This is a genomic window from Caulobacter sp. ErkDOM-C (assembly GCF_048541825.1).
In the GTDB taxonomy this organism is placed as follows: Bacteria; Pseudomonadota; Alphaproteobacteria; order Caulobacterales; family Caulobacteraceae; genus Caulobacter.
Genome location: NZ_CP183332.1, coordinates 56,726 through 74,466, shown reverse-complemented (window position 1 = coordinate 74,466; position 17,741 = coordinate 56,726). Strand labels below are relative to the sequence as shown.

15 protein-coding genes, 2 tRNA genes and 1 rRNA gene are annotated in these 17,741 nt (G+C 66.2%); 5 read left to right on the top strand and 13 right to left on the bottom strand.

The window, feature by feature from the left end; translation table 11 throughout:
- Positions 1–71: 71 nt before the first annotated feature.
- The 13 genes from ACN2C8_RS00355 to ACN2C8_RS00295 all read right to left on the bottom strand — a co-directional run bounded on the left by ACN2C8_RS00355 (position 72) and on the right by ACN2C8_RS00295 (position 11,534).
- Positions 72–147: transfer RNA gene (locus ACN2C8_RS00355), tRNA-Ala, on the bottom strand.
- Between the two features lie 71 nt (positions 148–218).
- A tRNA-Ile gene (locus ACN2C8_RS00350) sits at positions 219–295 on the bottom strand.
- A 205-nt stretch (positions 296–500) separates the two neighbouring features.
- A 16S ribosomal RNA gene (locus ACN2C8_RS00345) occupies positions 501–1,984 on the bottom strand.
- A gap of 837 nt (positions 1,985–2,821) precedes the next feature.
- Positions 2,822–3,142 (bottom strand): 2Fe-2S iron-sulfur cluster-binding protein, encoded by a 321-nt coding sequence (locus ACN2C8_RS00340; protein WP_419253742.1) that lies wholly within the window; start codon positions 3,140–3,142, stop codon positions 2,822–2,824.
- A gap of 32 nt (positions 3,143–3,174) precedes the next feature.
- Positions 3,175–4,404, bottom strand: a complete 1,230-nt coding sequence (locus ACN2C8_RS00335) for an NAD(P)/FAD-dependent oxidoreductase (protein WP_419255932.1) — start codon at positions 4,402–4,404, stop codon at positions 3,175–3,177.
- A gap of 98 nt (positions 4,405–4,502) precedes the next feature.
- Positions 4,503–5,285: a succinate dehydrogenase iron-sulfur subunit gene (locus ACN2C8_RS00330; RefSeq protein WP_419253740.1), complete on the bottom strand. Its 783-nt coding sequence runs from the start codon at positions 5,283–5,285 to the stop codon at positions 4,503–4,505.
- Positions 5,286–5,292: 7 nt separating this feature from the next.
- Complete coding sequence (gene sdhA, locus ACN2C8_RS00325; protein ID WP_419253739.1) at positions 5,293–7,080, bottom strand: succinate dehydrogenase flavoprotein subunit; 1,788 nt, start codon at positions 7,078–7,080, stop codon at positions 5,293–5,295.
- Entirely contained in the window at positions 7,080–7,484 is a 405-nt protein-coding gene (gene sdhD / locus ACN2C8_RS00320) for a succinate dehydrogenase, hydrophobic membrane anchor protein (RefSeq protein ID WP_419253738.1), read from the bottom strand. Before sdhD ends, sdhA begins: the two co-directional genes overlap by 1 nt.
- On the bottom strand, positions 7,484–7,894 hold the full coding sequence (sdhC, locus tag ACN2C8_RS00315; protein WP_419253736.1) for a succinate dehydrogenase, cytochrome b556 subunit: 411 nt from the start codon (positions 7,892–7,894) through the stop codon (positions 7,484–7,486). Before sdhC ends, sdhD begins: the two co-directional genes overlap by 1 nt.
- A gap of 125 nt (positions 7,895–8,019) precedes the next feature.
- Complete coding sequence (locus ACN2C8_RS00310; protein WP_419253735.1) at positions 8,020–8,640, bottom strand: NUDIX domain-containing protein; 621 nt, start codon at positions 8,638–8,640, stop codon at positions 8,020–8,022.
- Positions 8,637–9,767, bottom strand: coding sequence for a cell division protein ZapE (zapE, locus tag ACN2C8_RS00305; RefSeq protein ID WP_419253733.1), 1,131 nt, complete (start codon positions 9,765–9,767; stop codon positions 8,637–8,639). The genes ACN2C8_RS00310 and zapE overlap by 4 nt, the downstream gene beginning before the upstream one ends.
- Positions 9,768–9,828: 61 nt before the next feature.
- A complete protein-coding gene (locus ACN2C8_RS00300; RefSeq protein WP_419253731.1) occupies positions 9,829–10,869 on the bottom strand; it encodes a serine hydrolase domain-containing protein in 1,041 nt (346 codons plus the stop codon).
- A gap of 41 nt (positions 10,870–10,910) precedes the next feature.
- Positions 10,911–11,534 (bottom strand): hypothetical protein, encoded by a 624-nt coding sequence (locus tag ACN2C8_RS00295; protein WP_419253730.1) that lies wholly within the window; start codon positions 11,532–11,534, stop codon positions 10,911–10,913.
- A gap of 110 nt (positions 11,535–11,644) precedes the next feature.
- Here ACN2C8_RS00295 and ACN2C8_RS00290 point away from each other — a divergent pair, with 110 nt between their 5' ends.
- From ACN2C8_RS00290 to addB, 5 genes are read left to right on the top strand one after another with little or no spacing between them, the layout of a single operon-like run.
- Positions 11,645–12,508, top strand: coding sequence for a 1-acyl-sn-glycerol-3-phosphate acyltransferase (locus ACN2C8_RS00290; protein WP_419253728.1), 864 nt, complete (start codon positions 11,645–11,647; stop codon positions 12,506–12,508).
- A complete protein-coding gene (tsaE, locus tag ACN2C8_RS00285; protein ID WP_419253726.1) occupies positions 12,505–12,951 on the top strand; it encodes a tRNA (adenosine(37)-N6)-threonylcarbamoyltransferase complex ATPase subunit type 1 TsaE in 447 nt (148 codons plus the stop codon). Before ACN2C8_RS00290 ends, tsaE begins: the two co-directional genes overlap by 4 nt.
- Positions 12,917–14,029, top strand: a complete 1,113-nt coding sequence (gene amgK, locus ACN2C8_RS00280) for an N-acetylmuramate/N-acetylglucosamine kinase AmgK (protein WP_419253725.1) — start codon at positions 12,917–12,919, stop codon at positions 14,027–14,029. The genes tsaE and amgK overlap by 35 nt, the downstream gene beginning before the upstream one ends.
- On the top strand, positions 14,026–14,757 hold the full coding sequence (murU, locus tag ACN2C8_RS00275; RefSeq protein WP_419253723.1) for an N-acetylmuramate alpha-1-phosphate uridylyltransferase MurU: 732 nt from the start codon (positions 14,026–14,028) through the stop codon (positions 14,755–14,757). The genes amgK and murU overlap by 4 nt, the downstream gene beginning before the upstream one ends.
- Entirely contained in the window at positions 14,754–17,738 is a 2,985-nt protein-coding gene (addB, locus tag ACN2C8_RS00270; RefSeq protein WP_419253721.1) for a double-strand break repair protein AddB, read from the top strand. Before murU ends, addB begins: the two co-directional genes overlap by 4 nt.
- The last annotated feature ends 3 nt before the right edge of the window (positions 17,739–17,741 follow it).

Sequence of the window (17,741 nt, the reverse complement as noted above, 5' to 3'; positions counted from 1 at the left end):
TTGAGGCAACAGTCGCAGCTGCAAACTTGATCAATCCTCGATCGCGTTACCAAACCTTCCGAATGAAGGGATGGTGGAGCCAGACGGATTCGAACCGACGACATCCTGCTTGCAAAGCAGGCGCTCTACCAACTGAGCTATGGCCCCTTACACACTGTGTAAGCTGCTTAAGCCCAGGGGAGCCTGGTCGGTTACGTCCGCTGTTCAGGGTGGGAGAGTGGTAGGCCCGACAAGATTTGAACTTGTGACCTCACGCTTATCAAGCGTGCGCTCTAACCAACTGAGCTACGGGCCCATAGGCCTCATAGACCAAATCCCGCTCTTATGGCCAAAGGCCAATCTGAACGGAACCCGTCCTGGGCTCGCGATCGCCTCGATAACCTGATCGGCTATCAAGGAGTGGAAAGAGAAACGAAGACGGCGGCGATCCGCTCATCTGTATATTTTAGACGCTTCAATAGGATTGTCGTGAGACAAGAGCCTGGAGAAGCAGTCCTTAGAAAGGAGGTGATCCAGCCGCAGGTTCCCCTACGGCTACCTTGTTACGACTTCACCCCAGTCGCTGACCCTACCGTGGTCGCCTGCCCCCTTGCGGTTAGCGCAGCGCCTTCGGGTAGAGCCAACTCCCATGGTGTGACGGGCGGTGTGTACAAGGCCCGGGAACGTATTCACCGCGGCATGCTGATCCGCGATTACTAGCGATTCCAACTTCATGCACTCGAGTTGCAGAGTGCAATCCGAACTGAGACGACTTTTAGGGATTGGCTCCCCCTCGCGGGATTGCAGCCCTCTGTAGTCGCCATTGTAGCACGTGTGTAGCCCACCTTGTAAGGGCCATGAGGACTTGACGTCATCCCCACCTTCCTCCGGCTTACCACCGGCGGTCCTATTAGAGTGCCCAGCCAAACCTGATGGCAACTAATAGCGAGGGTTGCGCTCGTTGCGGGACTTAACCCAACATCTCACGACACGAGCTGACGACAGCCATGCAGCACCTGTGTCCCAGTCCCCGAAGGGAAAACCACATCTCTGTGGCGGTCCGGGCATGTCAAAAGGTGGTAAGGTTCTGCGCGTTGCTTCGAATTAAACCACATGCTCCACCGCTTGTGCGGGCCCCCGTCAATTCCTTTGAGTTTTAATCTTGCGACCGTACTCCCCAGGCGGAGTGCTTAATGCGTTAGCTGCGTCACCGACATGCATGCATGCCGACAACTAGCACTCATCGTTTACAGCGTGGACTACCAGGGTATCTAATCCTGTTTGCTCCCCACGCTTTCGAGCCTCAGCGTCAGTAACGGACCAGTATGTCGCCTTCGCCACTGGTGTTCTTCCGAATATCTACGAATTTCACCTCTACACTCGGAGTTCCACATACCTCTTCCGTACTCAAGATAGCCAGTATCAAAGGCAATTCCAAGGTTGAGCCCTGGGCTTTCACCTCTGACTAAACTATCCGCCTACGCTCCCTTTACGCCCAGTAATTCCGAGCAACGCTAGCCCCCTTCGTATTACCGCGGCTGCTGGCACGAAGTTAGCCGGGGCTTCTTCTCCGAGTACCGTCATTATCGTCCTCGGTGAAAGAATTTTACAATCCTAAGACCTTCATCATTCACGCGGCATGGCTGCGTCAGGCTTTCGCCCATTGCGCAAGATTCCCCACTGCTGCCTCCCGTAGGAGTTTGGGCCGTGTCTCAGTCCCAATGTGGCTGATCATCCTCTCAGACCAGCTAAGGATCGTAGCCTTGGTGGGCCTTTACCCCACCAACTAGCTAATCCTACGCGGGCCGCTCTAATGGCGATAAATCTTTCCCTCGAAAGGCTTATCCGGTATTAGCTCAAGTTTCCCTGAGTTGTTCCGAACCAAAAGGCACGTTCCCACGTGTTACTCACCCGTCCGCCACTAATCCCGAAGGATCCGTTCGACTTGCATGTGTTAGGCCTGCCGCCAGCGTTCGCTCTGAGCCAGGATCAAACTCTCAGGTTGAGTTGACCGCTAACACAGACTTCAATTCCAAGGGGAAAACCGAGGAATTGGTTCTGGTTTGCATAGTATCTTGACGAGTTCCCAATCACATCGATGGATTGAAGACCGAAGCCTTCAGTCCATGATATTCATGGTATCTTCAAGAGACCGCATTTGTCAGCGTTCGAGATAGACCTTCTCAGTCTATCGCCAGAGCGCCGCCGCCTGCGTTTCTCTTTCCAAATCAACAATGTCAAAGACCCAGAGCCGGAGCTCCCAGAACCGCCTCTCAGCAGCACCACCGTTTAGCGCCCGGTGTCGGCGGAGGCGGCTATCTATCCAACCTCGAATTCCATGTCAAATCGTTTTTTGCAAAACGTTTCGAACCGGAGTGGCTGGCCCGGGAAATCCCGGAACCGCCAGAGTGGGCAGCTTCTAGAGAAACTGTCCTAGTCAGTCAACCGATTATTTTGAAGAAACTTCAGAACAACTGGTAGATAGACTTGGCACCGCGCCGCTGAATTCTTGCGAAGACTTGGCGGCGATGCCCAGAGTGGCGCTTCTAAAGAGGCGACGCTCCGAAGTCAACCAACTCGTTTCGAACTTTTCGAAACCCGGAAAACCGGGAAACGGAGCGCAAAAAGCTGGACCAGGGCTGCCTAAGCTTCCCTCATGTGTCCATCACCGAGTCGATTGGAGCGCGGAGACTAACGAAGCGACCCGGGCGATGCAAGCGCCCTTTCGGGGGCCGCGCCGTCCGGCCGCGATGCGGTTCCGAGCGAGGGGCGGATTTAGTCCCGCGCCCCGCTCATGGCAAGCCCTTCGTGACGATATAACGACGCTTTCTGGGCGGCGTGCTTAATGCTGGCTTTCCGGGAGCCGTACGACCAGGCCGTCCAGCGCGTCACTCACCTTGATCTGGCAGGACAGACGGCTGTTGGGCTCGACGTTCTCGGCGAAGTCGAGCATCGACTCCTCCATGGCCGACTTGTCGCCGGTCTTGGAAAGCCAGGCGTCGTCGACATAGACATGGCAGGTGGCGCAGGCGCAGGCGCCGCCGCAATCGGCGTCGATACCGGGCACGTTGTTCTTCACCGCACCCTCCATGACTGTCAGGCCTGCCTTGACGTCGATGACGTGTTCGGCGCCGTCGTGCTCGATATAAGTAATCTTGGCCATGCGGTGTCCTTGAGTTCCCCTTTGGGCGGCTTTCAGGCCGCCACGTCCTTCATTGATATCGTCGGATCGGTGAGCTTTTCCACCGAGACCGGCGTGCGTTTGGCGATCAATTGCTTGCCCGCCATGAATTCGGGCGGCGCATTGACCGCCTCGACGGCCTGGATCAGGTCGCCCTTCATATGGAAGACCGCAAACTTCGCCGCCGCCACGTCGCCACGCACCAGGATGCGGTCGGCGTCGAACGGCAGGCCGGCGATCTGCAGCTTCAGGTCATACTGATCCGACCAGAACCACGGAACTTCAGGCACAGGACCGGCGCGACCGACAATAGCGGCGGCGGCCTGTTTGGCCTGTTCCAGCGCATTGGGCACGCTCTCCAGCCGGAACTGGCGCTCATAGAGTGGCAGCGGACGATGGCTGACGTCGCCGATCGCGAAGATCCGCGCATCTTTGGTCCGCGCCTCCAGGTCGACGACCACGCCATTGGCGCAATCGAGACCGGCGGCCTTGGCCAGATCGTCATTGGGAATGGCCCCGACCCCGACCAGGACGGCGTCGCACGCGACGATCCGGCCATCGGAGAAGCGAACCCCGGTCACCTGGCCATTCTCGCCCTCGAAAGCCTCGACGCCGGCATTGAGCTCGAAGGCCACACCCCGCGCCGTGTGATAGTCCTGAAAGAACGTCGAGAGCACAGGACAGGCCACGCGCGCCAGAACCCGGGCCTCGCGTTCGATGATCATGGCGTGCGCGCCGAGCGCGCGGGCCGAGGCTGCTGCCTCCAGGCCCACATAGCCACCGCCGACCACGGCCAGGCGCTTGCCCGGACCCAGGGCGTTCTTCAGCAACTCGGCGTCGGCCGCCGTGCGCAGGGCCAGGACGCCGGCCAGATCGGCGCCGGGGATCGGCAGCATCCGGGCGCGGGCGCCGGTGGCCAGGATCAGATAGTCGTAAGGACAGGTCTCGCCCGACGCGAGGTGGACGGCACGTTCGACACGGTCGATGCCGGTGACGACGCCGCCCAGTCGCAGGGAGACGCCATTGTCGGCGTACCACTCGGCGGGCTTGAGGGAGAGGGAGTCGGCGTCGGCCTCGCCCTTGAGCCAGCCCTTGGACAAAGGCGGGCGCTGATAGGGCAGCAGGGGCTCGTCGCCGATCAGCACGATCGGACCGGTGTGGCCATACTGGCGCAGGAAGGCCGCCGCAGAGCCCCCGGCATGGCCGGCGCCCACGATGACCACGCGTGCATTAAGATCGCCCAACTCAGATGCGCTCAAGCCGCGCCCTCCCTTTCCTCAAAAGTGACGGCAGCGTCACCTTTTGGCAAGCGCCATGAATGGAAGAGAAGAAGGCGAGCGCGTCAGACGACGCGCTCGACCATCATCTTCTTGATTTCGGCGATCGCCTTGGCCGGGTTCAGGCCCTTGGGGCAGACCTGGGCGCAGTTCATGATCGTGTGGCAGCGATAGAGCTTGAACGGGTCTTCCAGGGCATCCAGGCGGTCGCCGGTCGCTTCGTCGCGGCTGTCGATCAGCCAGCGATAGGCATGCAGCAGGGACGCCGGGCCCAGATACTTGTCGCCGTTCCACCAGTAGCTGGGGCACGAGGTCGAGCAGCAGGCGCACAGGATGCACTCATACAGACCGTCCAGCTTCAGACGGTCTTCCGGGCTCTGCTTCCACTCGGTCTGCGGCTCGGGCGTGTCGGTATGCAGCCAGGGCTCGACCGAGGCGTACTGCGCGTAGAACAGCGTCAGGTCGGGGATCAGGTCCTTGACCACCGGCGCGTGCGGCAGCGGGGCGATCTGCACGGCCTTGCCGGGCACTTCGGCCCAGCCGTGGGTGCAGGCCAGGGTGTTGCGGCCGCCGATGTTCATCGCGCAGGAGCCGCAGACCCCTTCCCGGCACGACCGGCGGAAGGCCAGGGTCGGGTCGATGCTGTTCTTGATATAGAGCAGCGCGTCCAGGACCATCGGTCCGACCGCTTCCATATCAACATCGTAGCTATCCCAGCGCGGATTGCCGCCCGCCTCGGGATCGTAGCGATAAATCTTGAAGGTCTTGACCTTCGTGGCTCCGGCGGGGGCCGGCCAGTGCTTGCCGGCCTTGACCTGGGAGTTCTTGGGAAGCGTCAGCTCGACCATCGGACCCTCAATAAACCCGTGCTTTAGGCGGGATGTAGGCGATGTCGTCAGACATCGTGTAGCTGTGGACCGGGCGGTAATCGATCTTCACCTTGCCGGTGTCGACGTCGAGCCAGGCCAGGGTGTGTTTCATCCACTCGCCGTCGTTGCGATCGCCGAAGTCTTCGCGGGCGTGGGCGCCGCGGCTTTCGGTGCGGTTGACCGCCCCGGCCACGGTGACCACGGCCTGACCGATCAGGTTGTCGAACTCGAGCGTCTCCATCAGGTCGGTGTTCCACACCAGACCGCGATCGGTGACCTTGATGTCCTTGGCCTTCTCCCAGACGTCCGCCAGGCGCTGGGCCCCGCCGTCCAGGGTTTCACCGGTGCGGAACACGGCGGCGTCTTCCTGCATGGCCTTCTGCATTTCAAGGCGCAGGGCGGCCGTGCCCTGGGTGCCGCTGGCGTTACGATAGCGGTCGAAGCGCGCCAGATGCGGATCGGTCTGAGCGTCCTTCAGTTCCGGCTGAGTGGCGCCGGCCTTGAGGATCTCGGCGCAGCGCAGGGCCGCGGCGCGACCGAACACCACCAGGTCGATCAGCGAGTTGGAGCCCAGGCGGTTGGCGCCGTGCACCGAAACGCAGGCCGCTTCGCCCACAGCCATCAGGCCAGGGATCACCTGGTCGGGATTGTCGCCCGACTTGGTGACGACTTCGCCGTGATAGTTCGTGGGGATGCCGCCCATATTGTAGTGGACGGTCGGCAGCACCGGGATCGGGGCCTTTGTCACGTCGACGCCGGCGAACACCTTGGCGGTTTCCGAGATGCCGGGCAGGCGCTCGTGCAGGATCTTCGGATCCAGGTGGTCCAGGTGCAGGAAGATGTGGTCCTTGTTGGGACCCACGCCGCGACCTTCGCGGATCTCGATGGTCATGGCCCGGCTGACCATGTCGCGCGGAGCCAGGTCCTTCACGGACGGCGCATAGCGCTCCATGAAGCGCTCGCCTTCGCTATTGGTCAGGTAGCCGCCTTCGCCGCGGGCGCCCTCGGTGATCAGGCAGCCGGCGCCGTAGATGCCGGTGGGGTGGAACTGCACGAATTCCATGTCCTGCAGCGGCAGGCCGGCGCGCAGCGCCATGGCGTTGCCGTCGCCCGTGCAGGTGTGGGCCGAGGTGGCCGAGAAATAGGCGCGGCCGTAACCGCCCGTGGCCAGGATCACCATCTGGGCCTGGAAGCGGTGCAGGGTGCCGTCGTCGAGCTTCCAGGCGGTAAGGCCCCGGCAGACGCCATCTTCCATGATCAGGTCGAGGGCGAAATACTCGATGAAGAACTCGGTGTCGTGGGCCAGGGACTGGCCGTACATCGTGTGCAGCATGGCGTGACCAGTGCGGTCGGCCGCCGCGCAGGTGCGCTGGATCGGGCCTTCGCCATAGTTCTTGGTCATGCCGCCGAAGGCGCGCTGATAGATCTTGCCCTCGGCCGTGCGCGAGAAGGGCACGCCCCAGTGCTCGAGTTCATAGACGGCGGCCGGCGCGTTTCGGGTGAGGTATTCGATGGCGTCCTGGTCGCCCAGCCAGTCCGACCCCTTGACGGTGTCGTACATGTGCCAGCGCCAGTCATCCTGACCCATATTCCCGAGCGAGGCCGAGATGCCGCCCTGGGCTGCCACGGTGTGGCTGCGGGTCGGGAAAACCTTGGTGACGCAGGCGGTCTTCAGACCGGCCTGGGCGCAGCCGAGCGCAGCCCGGAGGCCCGAGCCCCCGGCGCCGACGACGACGACGTCGAACTTGTGATCAATGAACTTGTAGGCCGACATCAGAAGGCTCCGGTGAGGGCGACCTTCAGGATCGAGAAGACCCCGAGGAAGCCGCTAAGCACGCAGACGAAGATATTGAGAATGACCAAGGCGCTCTTGGTCGTGAACTTGTGGATATAGTCCTCGATCACGACCTGGACCGCGCCCTGCAGGTGGATCAGGGCAGCGATCAGCAGCAGGGCCAGCAGCACCGCGTTCAGCGGCGTGGCCAGCCACAGGGCTGCGCCCTCGAAATCACCGGCCGCCAGCTTGAGGCCGGCGAACACGCCCCACAGCGACAGGGGGATCAGGGCGATGCCCGAGACGCGCTCGGTCATGAAGTGGCTGACGCCATGGCGGGCCGCGCCCATGCCGCGCGCGCGCGACAGCGGAGTGCGGAAACGCTCAGACTTGATCTCGGCCATTATCGAAGCGCTCCCGTCGCAGCAGCGATCACCCAGGTGACGGCGGTGGCCACCACCGCGAAGGCGATGGCCATGGCGCCCGTCAGGTCGGCGGTCTTCGGCGCAAAGCCGATCCCGGCGTCCCAGAAGGTCTGGCGGATCGCATAGGCGATGTTGAAGAACAGGGCGAAGGTCAGGCCCAGCAGCACCAGCTTGCCCAGCAGCGAGCCCATCACCGAGGTGTAGAGCGCGTAGCTGTCATGGCCCGAGGCCAGGGCCAGGGCCCACAGCGCCAGCAGGACAGCGCCGGCATACAGGCCAACCACACAGGCGCGGTGCAGGATCGAGCAGGCCATGGTGATATGCCACCGCCACACTTGAAGGTGCGGCGACATCGGGCGCTCGGGCAGCCCCCGGCTCGTGTCAGTCATGACAGGTCCAACCCCAGTAGCCATTGTGCGTTGCGGGATGCTTTTAAGCGCGAGGACGGGGGTGTCAACGAAACCGCCATAGTTGAGAAACGTTCTCAGCGCCGTTTCCGGCTTTCTAACGCCAGCTACGGACCGGGGCGCCGCAAGGATGCATCGTTCGCCGCGGCGCTGAACACCGTCAGGGCCAGATGCTGCAGCAGCATGATGGTCTTGGCGTCGCAGATGCGTCCATCGGCGATCATGGCTAGAGCCTCGTCGATGGTGGGCTCCAGCACCTCGATATCCTCGCCCTCGTCAGGATGGCCGCCGCCCTCGCTGATCCGCATGGCGCTGTCATACTCGGCCACGAAGAAATGCAGGATCTCGGTCACTGAGCCGGGGCTCATGAACGCCTCGAACACCTTGCGGACCTCACCCAGGCGATAGCCCAGCTCCTCCTCGACCTCGGCGCGGATGCGCACTTCCGGTTCGGCGTCGTCAAGCAGGCCGGCGGCCGCCTCGATCAGCAGGTCGTCATGGCCGTTTACATAGGCCGGATAACGAAACTGCCGGACCAGCAGCACCGTGCGCTTATCCAGATTATAGGGCAGCAACACCGCCCCATTGCCCCGGTCATAGTGCTCACGATGCTGGGTCTGCCAGGTCCCGTCGCGGCGCTTCCAGTCGAAGCTCGTGGTCTTTAGGACATACCAGTTGTCCGACAGGAGCCGGGTCTCGCGCACGCGGATTCGGTCCTGGACACTCATGACTTCTCCTCGTCCCGCACCCGGGCCACATAGTCGGACGAGCGCATCTCCTGCAGACGCGAGACCGTGCGCTCGAACTCGAACGATCCGTCGCCGGTGGGATAGAGGTCTTCCGGCTCCGCGTCGGCCAGCGCCACCAGCTTGGCGTCGGCCTCGTAAAGCGCGTCGATCAGGGTGTTAAAGCGCTTGGCCGCGTCGCGCCGCTCAGGCGTCAGGCAGGGCACGTCTTCGAGGAAGACCGTGTGGAAGCGCTGAGCAAGCGCCAGATAGTCCTGAGGCCCCAGCGCCTGCTGACACAGGCTGGCGAAGGATGAGCGCAACATCCCTCCGGCGGCGCGCGGCAGACGGATCTTGCGGCCCAGCACTTCCAGGTTGGCGCCGGTCTCGGCCGCGCCATCCAGCATGTCGGCCCAGAGCCGCTCGAACTCGGCCTGAGAGGCCTTGTCGTTGGGCGACAGCCAGGTGCGCGCGGCCCGCAGGCGGTCCAGCCGGAAGTCCACCGGACCCCGCACGGCCACCACGTCCAGCGCGCCCTTCAGCATCTCGATGAAGGGGACGAACAGCAGGCGGTTCAGCCCGTCCTTGTAGAGGTCGTCCGGCGGCCGGTTACTGGTCGCCACCAGGGTGACGCCATGGGCGAACAGACCCTCGAACAGACGCCCCAGGATCATCGCATCGGCGATATCGGTGACCTGCAGCTCGTCGAAGCACAGAAGCCGCGCCTGGCTGGCGATCAGCTCGGCGGTCGGGACGATGGGATCATCGCCCTTGTGCTGGCCAAAGCGCGCCTTGCGCTGGGCCGCGTCGCCCTTGCGCCAGGCGTCGATGTGGCCGTGGACCTCGGCCATGAAGGCGTGAAAGTGAATGCGGCGCTTGCGGGTGACGGGGGCGCTGTCGAAGAAAAGGTCCATCAGCATCGACTTGCCGCGCCCCACCGGGCCCCACAGATAGACGCCGCGCTGGCTCTTGGGCTTGCGGCCAAACAGCGAAAAGCTGGGCTCGCCGGCCGAGTCCAGATCGGCCTCCAGTCGCGACAGGGCGTCGACGGCGGCGGCCTGGGCCACATCAGGCTTGATCTCGCCCTGGGCCAGGCGCTCGCGATAGGCAGTGCGGAGTGAAGTCGGCATCGAGACTGCGGTTAGCGCGGGAGCGGCTTCGGGGAAAGGGCCTGACGGCGGATGGCCGGGTTCAGCGACAGAAAGCTTCGGACGCAAGGACGTAGCTTGGCCCGCGTCCCTGCCAGATTTCACCGAAGTCGAACTCGGCGTCATCGCTGAAGACGACGAGGATACGCCCGCGATCCGGGGCGATGATGTTGCGGATCTGGACGCCGTCGACAGCCCCTCGCCGCTCGACCATCGCCACTGCGCCATCGCAGCCCGCAAGCGGCGCGCTGAAGGCCCACGCGCCCAGGGCGGCATAGCCGATGGCGGGGTCGCCCTTCCACATCACCGCTGTGGACGCAGGGCTCACCAGTTGCTGGGCCAGCAGGGCCTGATCGAATCGCACCAGATCTTCTGGCGTCCCCAGCAAGGCGCCGCCGGCGCCGAACGTGGCCAGGTTGAGGGGCGGGACCGGCTGGCCCTTGGCGTTAGCGATGATCGGCCGCTCGTTAGCCTGGGCCAGCCGCAGGGTTTTGAGTCCGAGCGGCTTCGCGATCCGATCGGCCAGGAGGCGCGGATAGTCCTGCCCCGTGAGAGATTCCAGCACGCTGGCCAGCACGAGGGTGTCGCAGTTGTTGTACTCGAAACGGGTCTCGGGCGGCCGCTTGACCGGGCCGGCGCAAAAACTGACGGCGTCATCGCGCCCGGCGTCTGCGCCGCGTCGCAGATAAAAAGCCGGAATGCCATCCGTCTGGGGCGTGTCGTCGGGATTGGCCAGGCCGGCGGTGTGGCGCAGCAGCTGCCGGATCGTGATCCCGCCGGTCGTCGGCGTTGGGTAGGCCTTCCACAGCTTGGCGATCGGGTCGTCGAGGGCCAGCTCGCCCCGGTCAACGCCGGACATCACAATCGCCGCCGCAACCTGTTTGCTCACCGAACCCCAAGGCCAGAGCGGCGCGTCGCCATAGGTCCCGGCCCGTTCGTCGGACAGGATCCTCCTCCCGTCAGCAACCAGAACTCGCCCGGTCAAGCTCGGCCCGCCGGCCGCGGTGAGCGCCGCAAGCGGCCGGGGGTCCGTCGCAACGGGTTGCGCCGTCGCGGCGCCGCTGAGCACAGCCGCCGTCAGCAACAGTCCCGCGCCGCAAGCCCGGAGACGCAATGGCGGAGCCGTCAAGCCCCCAGCTCGTTGCGCACGAAGCGATAGGTTTCGCGCTTCTCACAAGCGCAGGCCCGCATCTGGCCGTCCTTCGTCCACCAGACCATCAACGGCCAGGCGAAGCTGACGCCATTGTCCTTCATCAGGGGAACCAGCTTTTCGATATTGGCCCGTCCGGCCTCGACCACCGCCGTGCGGGCGATGTCGCCATCTGCCGGCTTGATCCCCGGCGCGGTCCAGGCCTCGACCGGCGTTGCGTCCCAGCGCTCGGCCAGGGCCCAGCTGCGGTTGACCCAGAGCTCGGCGACGGTGGCGCGCTCGGCGGGGGTGGACTTGGCGACGCCGTTTTTGTCGGCGCGGGCGATCTCGATCACCCGGGTGTCGACGCCCGCCGCGTGCAGCCTGGGAAATTCCTCGGCCTTGAAGCGCACGCAGTCAGGGCAGGTGCGGAAACTGACCATGTAGAATTTCGGTCCCGCCAGGCCCGGCGACACCCATCCCGACTCCTGCAGGATCTTGGCGATCTCGGCCTGATGCTTGGTGATGGTCTTGGGCCGCCAGCGCAGCTCCATGTTCCAGTAGCCATAGGCGCCGGCCGCGATCAGGGCCACGACCAGCAGGGCGATCAGCCCGCGCATGAGGTTCTTCAAGTCCGGCACTCCCATGATCGTCCCATCCTAAGCTCAACCGCCGCGCGTCAGGCGTCAATTTTCCTGACATCGCAGCCGACGGCGCCTAAGCTTGCGCCATGGTCCATGCTCCCGAGGCGCGTCCGGCGCCCAGACCCCGTCACATCGTCGACACGCTGATCGCCGAGCGTGCGCCCCGGCTGACAGCCTCGCCCCTTTGGCCCCTGCTTCGCCCGCCGCTTTACGGCCTGCTGGGCTATGGCAGGGCGCGGCGGATGGCCGACACCATCGCCGGGATCGGCGGCCGCGCGGCGCTGGACCATGTCTCGGCGCTGCTGGACCTGAAGGTCGCGGTGCGAGGGCTGGAGCATATGCCCGCAGCCGGCCGGGCGGTCGTCGTCGCCAATCACCCGACCGGCATCGCCGACGGGGTGGCCGTGTACGACGTGCTCAAACGGGCCCGGCCGGACATCATCTTCTACGCCAATGCCGACGCCCATCGCGTGTGCCGCCAGTTCGACGAGGTGCTGATCCCGGTGGAATGGGTCGAGGAAAAGCGCAGCCGCGAACGCATGCGCCTGACCCTGGCGATGACCCGCGACGCCCTGGAAGCCGAGCGCGCCCTGATGATCTTCCCGGCCGGTCGGCTGGCGGTGAAGGATGCCCAGGGCGTTCTGAGCGACCCGCCCTGGGCCGCCTCGGCCGTGTCGATCGCCCGCAAGTATGAGGCTCCGATCATCCCGATCCATGTCGCGGGGCCTTGGTCGACCCTGTTCCATCTGTTCGACAAGCGCTCGCGGGAGCTGCGCGACATCACCCTGTTCCATGAGCTGCTGAACAAGACCGGCCGCAAGTTCGAGCTGATCGTCGGCAAGCCCATCGATCCCGCATCCCTGGCCGCCGATACGGGGGAAGCCACAACCGACCTGAAGCGCTATGTGGAGCGGGTCCTGCCAAAGCACCCCGAAGGCGCCCTGACTTGAGCTCTCTCCAACTCGCTGACGAGGCCGCCACCCAGGACCTGGGCCGCGCCCTGGCCCGCGCCCTTCAGCCCGGCGACGCGCTCTGCCTGACAGGACCACTGGGGGCCGGCAAGTCGACCCTGGCCCGCGCCCTGATCCGCGCCCTGACCACGCCGGACGAGGAGGTGCCCAGCCCGACCTTCACCCTGGTGCAGTTCTACGAGACGGCCGATTTCCCCCTGGCCCACTTCGACCTCTACCGCCTGTCGGATCCCGACGAGGCCTATGAGATCGGCCTCGATGAAGCCCTCGACGACGGGGTCGCGCTGATTGAATGGCCGCAGAGACTGGAAGGGCGTTTGCCGGCGACTCGGCTCGATATAGACATCGCCCTCGACGGCGACGCGCGACGCGTCACGATCACCCGGCATGGCGGATTTGAAGGACGCACCCTTGAGTTCTGAGCGCGAGACGGCGAAGGCCGCGTTCCTGTCGGCCCACGGCTATGGCGATACGCGCCGCGAGAGCCTGGGCGGCGACGCCTCGACCCGCAGCTATGAGCGCCTGCACCGTGAGGGCGGGGTCAGCTTCATCTTCATGGACCAGCCGCCCTCGGTCGAGACCGCGCCCTGTCCGCCTGACGCGACGCCCGTCGAGCGCGCCGCGCTGGGCTACAACGCCCTCGCCCGCCTGGCCGCCGGGAGGGTGGACGCCTTCGTCGCCTGCGCCGGCTGGCTGAACGCTCAAGGTCTTTCCGCGCCCAAGGTGCTGGCCGCCGATCCGGCCGCCGGCCTGGCCGTGCTGGAAGACCTCGGCGACGACCTCTATGCCCGACTGATCGAGACCGGGACCGACGAGGCCCCGCTCTATGACGCCGCCATCGACGGCCTGCTGGCGATCCACGCCGCGCCGACCCCCAGTGTGCTGGACTTCGACGGCTCGACCTGGCCGTTGCTGGCCTATGACGACCTGGCTCTGAAGACGGCCCACGACATCTTCGTGGAATGGCAGCCGCAGTTTCGCGATGTGTCGTTCGACGCCGCCGCGCTCGCCGACTGGGAAGCGATCTGGGCTCCGATCCGCAGCCTTGGCGAGGCCGGGGCGACAGTCTTCTGCCATCGCGACTATCACGCCGAGAACCTGATCTGGCTGCCAGAGCGCAAGGGCGCGGCGCGGGTGGGGATGCTGGACTTCCAGGACGCCGTCCTGGCCCACCCGGCCTGGGACCTGTCGATGCTGCTGCACGACGCCCGCCGCACCGTGTCGCCTGAGCGCGAGACGGTCTGTCTTGACCGCTATCTGGCCGCCCGGCCCGAGCTCGACCGCATCGCCTTCCTGGCCGACTACCACACCCTGGGCGCGCTCAACATCATCCGCATCCTGGGCATCTTCGCCCGGCTGGTGACCCGCGACGGCAAGCCGCGCTATGCCGATTTCATTCCCAGGCTCTGGACCTATCTCGACGTCTGCTTTGCCGACCCGGCGCTGAAAGACCTCAAGGCCTGGTTCGACGCCCACGTGCCGACGCAGGCCCGCCGATGAGCGCCGCCCCCAAGATCGCCATGGTGCTGGCCGCCGGTCTGGGCACCCGCATGCGCCCGCTGACCGACGACCGGCCCAAGGCGCTGGTCGAGGTCGGCGGCCGGGTGCTGATCGACCACATGCTCGACCGGCTGGTCGAGGCCGGGGTCGAGACCGCCGTAGTCAATGTCCACGCCTTCGCCGATCGGTTGGAAGCGCATCTGATGGCGCGTCAGGCCCGGGGCCTTGGCCCGCGCATCATCATCTCCGACGAGCGCCCCCAGGCGCTGGAGACCGGCGGCGGCATCAAGCACGCCCTGCCCCTGCTGGGCGAGGGTCCGGTCTGGGTGGCCAATATCGACTCCGTCTGGATCGAGACCGGCGCCCCCGCCCTCGACGCCGTCGCCGCGGCCTGGGACCCGGACACCATGGATGTCTGCCTGCTGCTGGCCCCCACCACAGGCTCGCTGGGCTTCCACGACAGCGGCGACGTGTTCCTCGACGATGGCCCCAAGGGTGGGGTCGTGCGCTTCAAAAACCCCGGAGAGACCGCGCCCCTGGTCTATGTCGGCGTCCATATCTGCAAGCCCGCGATCACCGCCGACGGCCCTGAAGGTCCGTTCTCGCTGCTACCGATCTGGAAGGGCCTAGCCGCTGACCACCGCGTCCACGGCGTTTCGCCCGAAGGTCTGTGGATGCACGTCGGCGATCCCGGCGCGCGCGATCTGGCGGAAGCAAAACTGAAATGACCTTCAGCGGGCCTTTTGCCGATCCTTTTGGACGCGAGGGGCCGCGCTGGTTTTCGATCCCGGCCCATCGTCCGTTCGTCGACGATCTGGCCCGGGGCTTCCTGGCGGCGATGGCGCACATGGGTCCCGAGGCCCTGCCGCGCGCTACGCTGCTGACCCCGACGCGGCGCGGGGCCCGCGCTGTGGCCGACGCCCTGCTGGCCGCCAGCGACGGCAAGGCTCTGCTGCTGCCGCAGATCCGTCCGCTGGGCGACCTGGACGAAGGCGAGCCGCCGTTCGAGCCGGGCGACCTGGCCCTGGACCTGCCGCCCGCCATCAGCTCGCGCCGCCGCCGCTTCGAGCTGGCGCGGATCGTGGTCGATCATGCCGACCTGCTGACCTTCACGCCCGGCGCCTCCCAGGCCCTCGAGATGGCCAAGGCCCTGTCTGACTTCCTGGACAGCTGCCGGATCGAGGAGATCGACACCGACGGCAAGCTGGACGGCCTGGCCGACGGCGACTTGGCCCAGCACTGGCAAGTGTCCGCAAGATTCCTCAAGGCGGCGTTGGCCGCTTGGCCCGCGCGCCTGAGGGACCTGGGCCTGATCGACGTGGCCGACCGTCGCGTGCTGCTGCTGAGGGCTCTCGCCAAGCGCTGGGAAGAGCATCCCCCGACCGAGGTGCTGGTCGCCGCCGGCTCGACCGGCACCGCTCCGGCCACCGCCGACCTGCTGCGCGTGGTCGCCGCCGCTCCGCTGGGCGCCGTGGTGCTTCCCGGTCTGGACGAAGACCTGGCCGAAAGCGCCTGGGACAAGGTCGGCGAGCAACATCCCCAAGGCGCGATGCGCCGTCTGCTCGACCGGGCCGGCATCACCCGCAGCGATGTCCGCCCATGGTTTCCGCAGGCCGACAGCCGGGGCCGCTGGCGTCGACGGATCGTCAACGAGGCCCTGCGTCCGGCCGAGGCCACCGCCGACTGGCTGGCCCAGATCGAAAGCCTGCGCGCCGAAGCCCCTGACCTCGACCCGGTCGCCGAGGGCCTGAAGGGCCTGTCGCTGATCTCGGCCCGCACCGAGGAGGAGGCGGCCAGCGCCTGCGCCTTGCTGCTGCGCGAGGCCCTCGAAGACCCGACGCGCACCGCCGCCCTGGTCACCCCCGACCAGACCCTGGCCCGCCGGGTCACCGCCCGTCTGGTCCGCTGGGGCGTGATCCCCGACAGCTCGGCCGGCGCGCCCCTCGCCGCCAGCCCGGCCGCGATCCTGGCCCAGCATCTGGCCGGTCTGGTCGCTGACCCACTGGACCCCGTGCGCCTGCTGGCCCTGGCCAAGCATCCGCTGGTGCGGTCTGAAGATGACCTCGAAGCCTCGACGACGCTGGAACTGAAGGGCCTGCGTGGCCCCTCCCCGCGCTCGGCCGAGGCCCTGCTGGCAAAGCTGGCGGAACACCCGGCCGCGCAAGCTCTGGCCCAGCGCCTGCTCGCCGCCGTCGCCCACGCCGCCGCGCCCTATGTCGATGGGCTGGCCCCGCCGTCGAAGGCCGCCCTGGCCCTGACCGAGGCGCTGGAAGCCCTGACCGGGCCCGACCGCCTGTGGATCGGCCAGGCCGGCGAGTGCCTGGGCGGCCTGCTCTCGACCCTGATCGAGGACGGTGTCGTTCTGCCCGCCGCCAAGCCCCAGGCCTTCGCCGACATCCTCGACCGGCTGGTCAACGAAGAGACCCTGCGGGTGGGCGGCGCCACCCATCCGCGCCTGCGCATCCTGGGCGCCATTGAGGCCCGCCTGGTGCGCGCCGACCGGCTGGTACTGGCCGGACTGGAGGAAGGCGTCTGGCCGCAGGGCGCGCCGATCGATCCGTTTCTGTCGCGGCCGATGCGCGAAAAGCTGGGCCTGCCGCCGCCCGAGCGCCGGGTGGGCCTGACCGCCCACGACTTCGCCCAGGCCGCCAGCGCGCCGGACGTCATCCTGGTCCATTGCGAGCGACGCGGCGGAGCGCCCGCCGTCGAGTCCCGCTGGCTGTGGCGGCTGAAGACCCTGGCCAAGGGCGCGGGTCTGAAACTGCCGGAGCGCCAGGACGCCCTGGACTGGGCCCGCGCCCTCGATGCGCCGGGGACCTATGCGCCCTATGCCCGCCCGGCCCCGACTCCACCGGTCGCCGACCGTCCGCGCCGGATGGCCGTCACCCGCGTCGAGGCCCTGACCCGCGACCCCTACGCCGTCTGGGCGCGCGATATTCTGAAACTCTACCCGCTGGAGCGTCCTGACGAGCCGGTGGAGGCCCGGGCCCGCGGCACCGCCATCCATGCGGCGTTCGAGAAGTTCTCTGAGGATCATCCAGGGCCCGTGCCGGCCAATGCCGCCGCCATCTTCGAGGCGCTCTACATGGGCGAGCTGGTCTCGGCGGGCATGCCGCCAACGGCCCTGGCCCGTGAGCGGGCGCTTGCCAAGGAGGCCGCCGCCTGGGTCGCCGACTGGGAGCGCCAGCGCCGGGCCGGCGCCGAAAGCGTCATCGTCGAGGCCGAGGGCATACTGACCTTCGACATCGACGGCCGCGCCTTCACCCTGACCGCCAAGGCCGACCGCATAGAGCCCACCCGCGACGGCCTGGCCCACATCCTCGACTACAAGACCGGCGCCGCGCCCAGCAAGAAACAGGTCGAGACCGGTTTCTCGCCGCAGTTGACCCTCACGGCGGCGATCCTGCTGAACGGCGGGTTCAAGGACCTGCCGGACCGCAAACCCGGCGACCTGACCTATGTCCGCGTCACCGGCCGCAAGCCGGCGGGGCTGGAGGAGGTGCGGGTCACGGCCGCCGAAAGCGAGCAGGCCGCGATTGAGGCCCTCGACGGCCTGCGTACCCTGATCCGCCGCTATGACGATCCGGCCCAACCCTATCGTTCCCGCACGGCGCCGCAGTTCGTGAAAGACCATCCCGGCGACTACGCCCATCTGGCGCGGGTTTTCGAATGGTCGACCAGCGGCGACGACGGGGAGGGTTCGGAGTGAGGG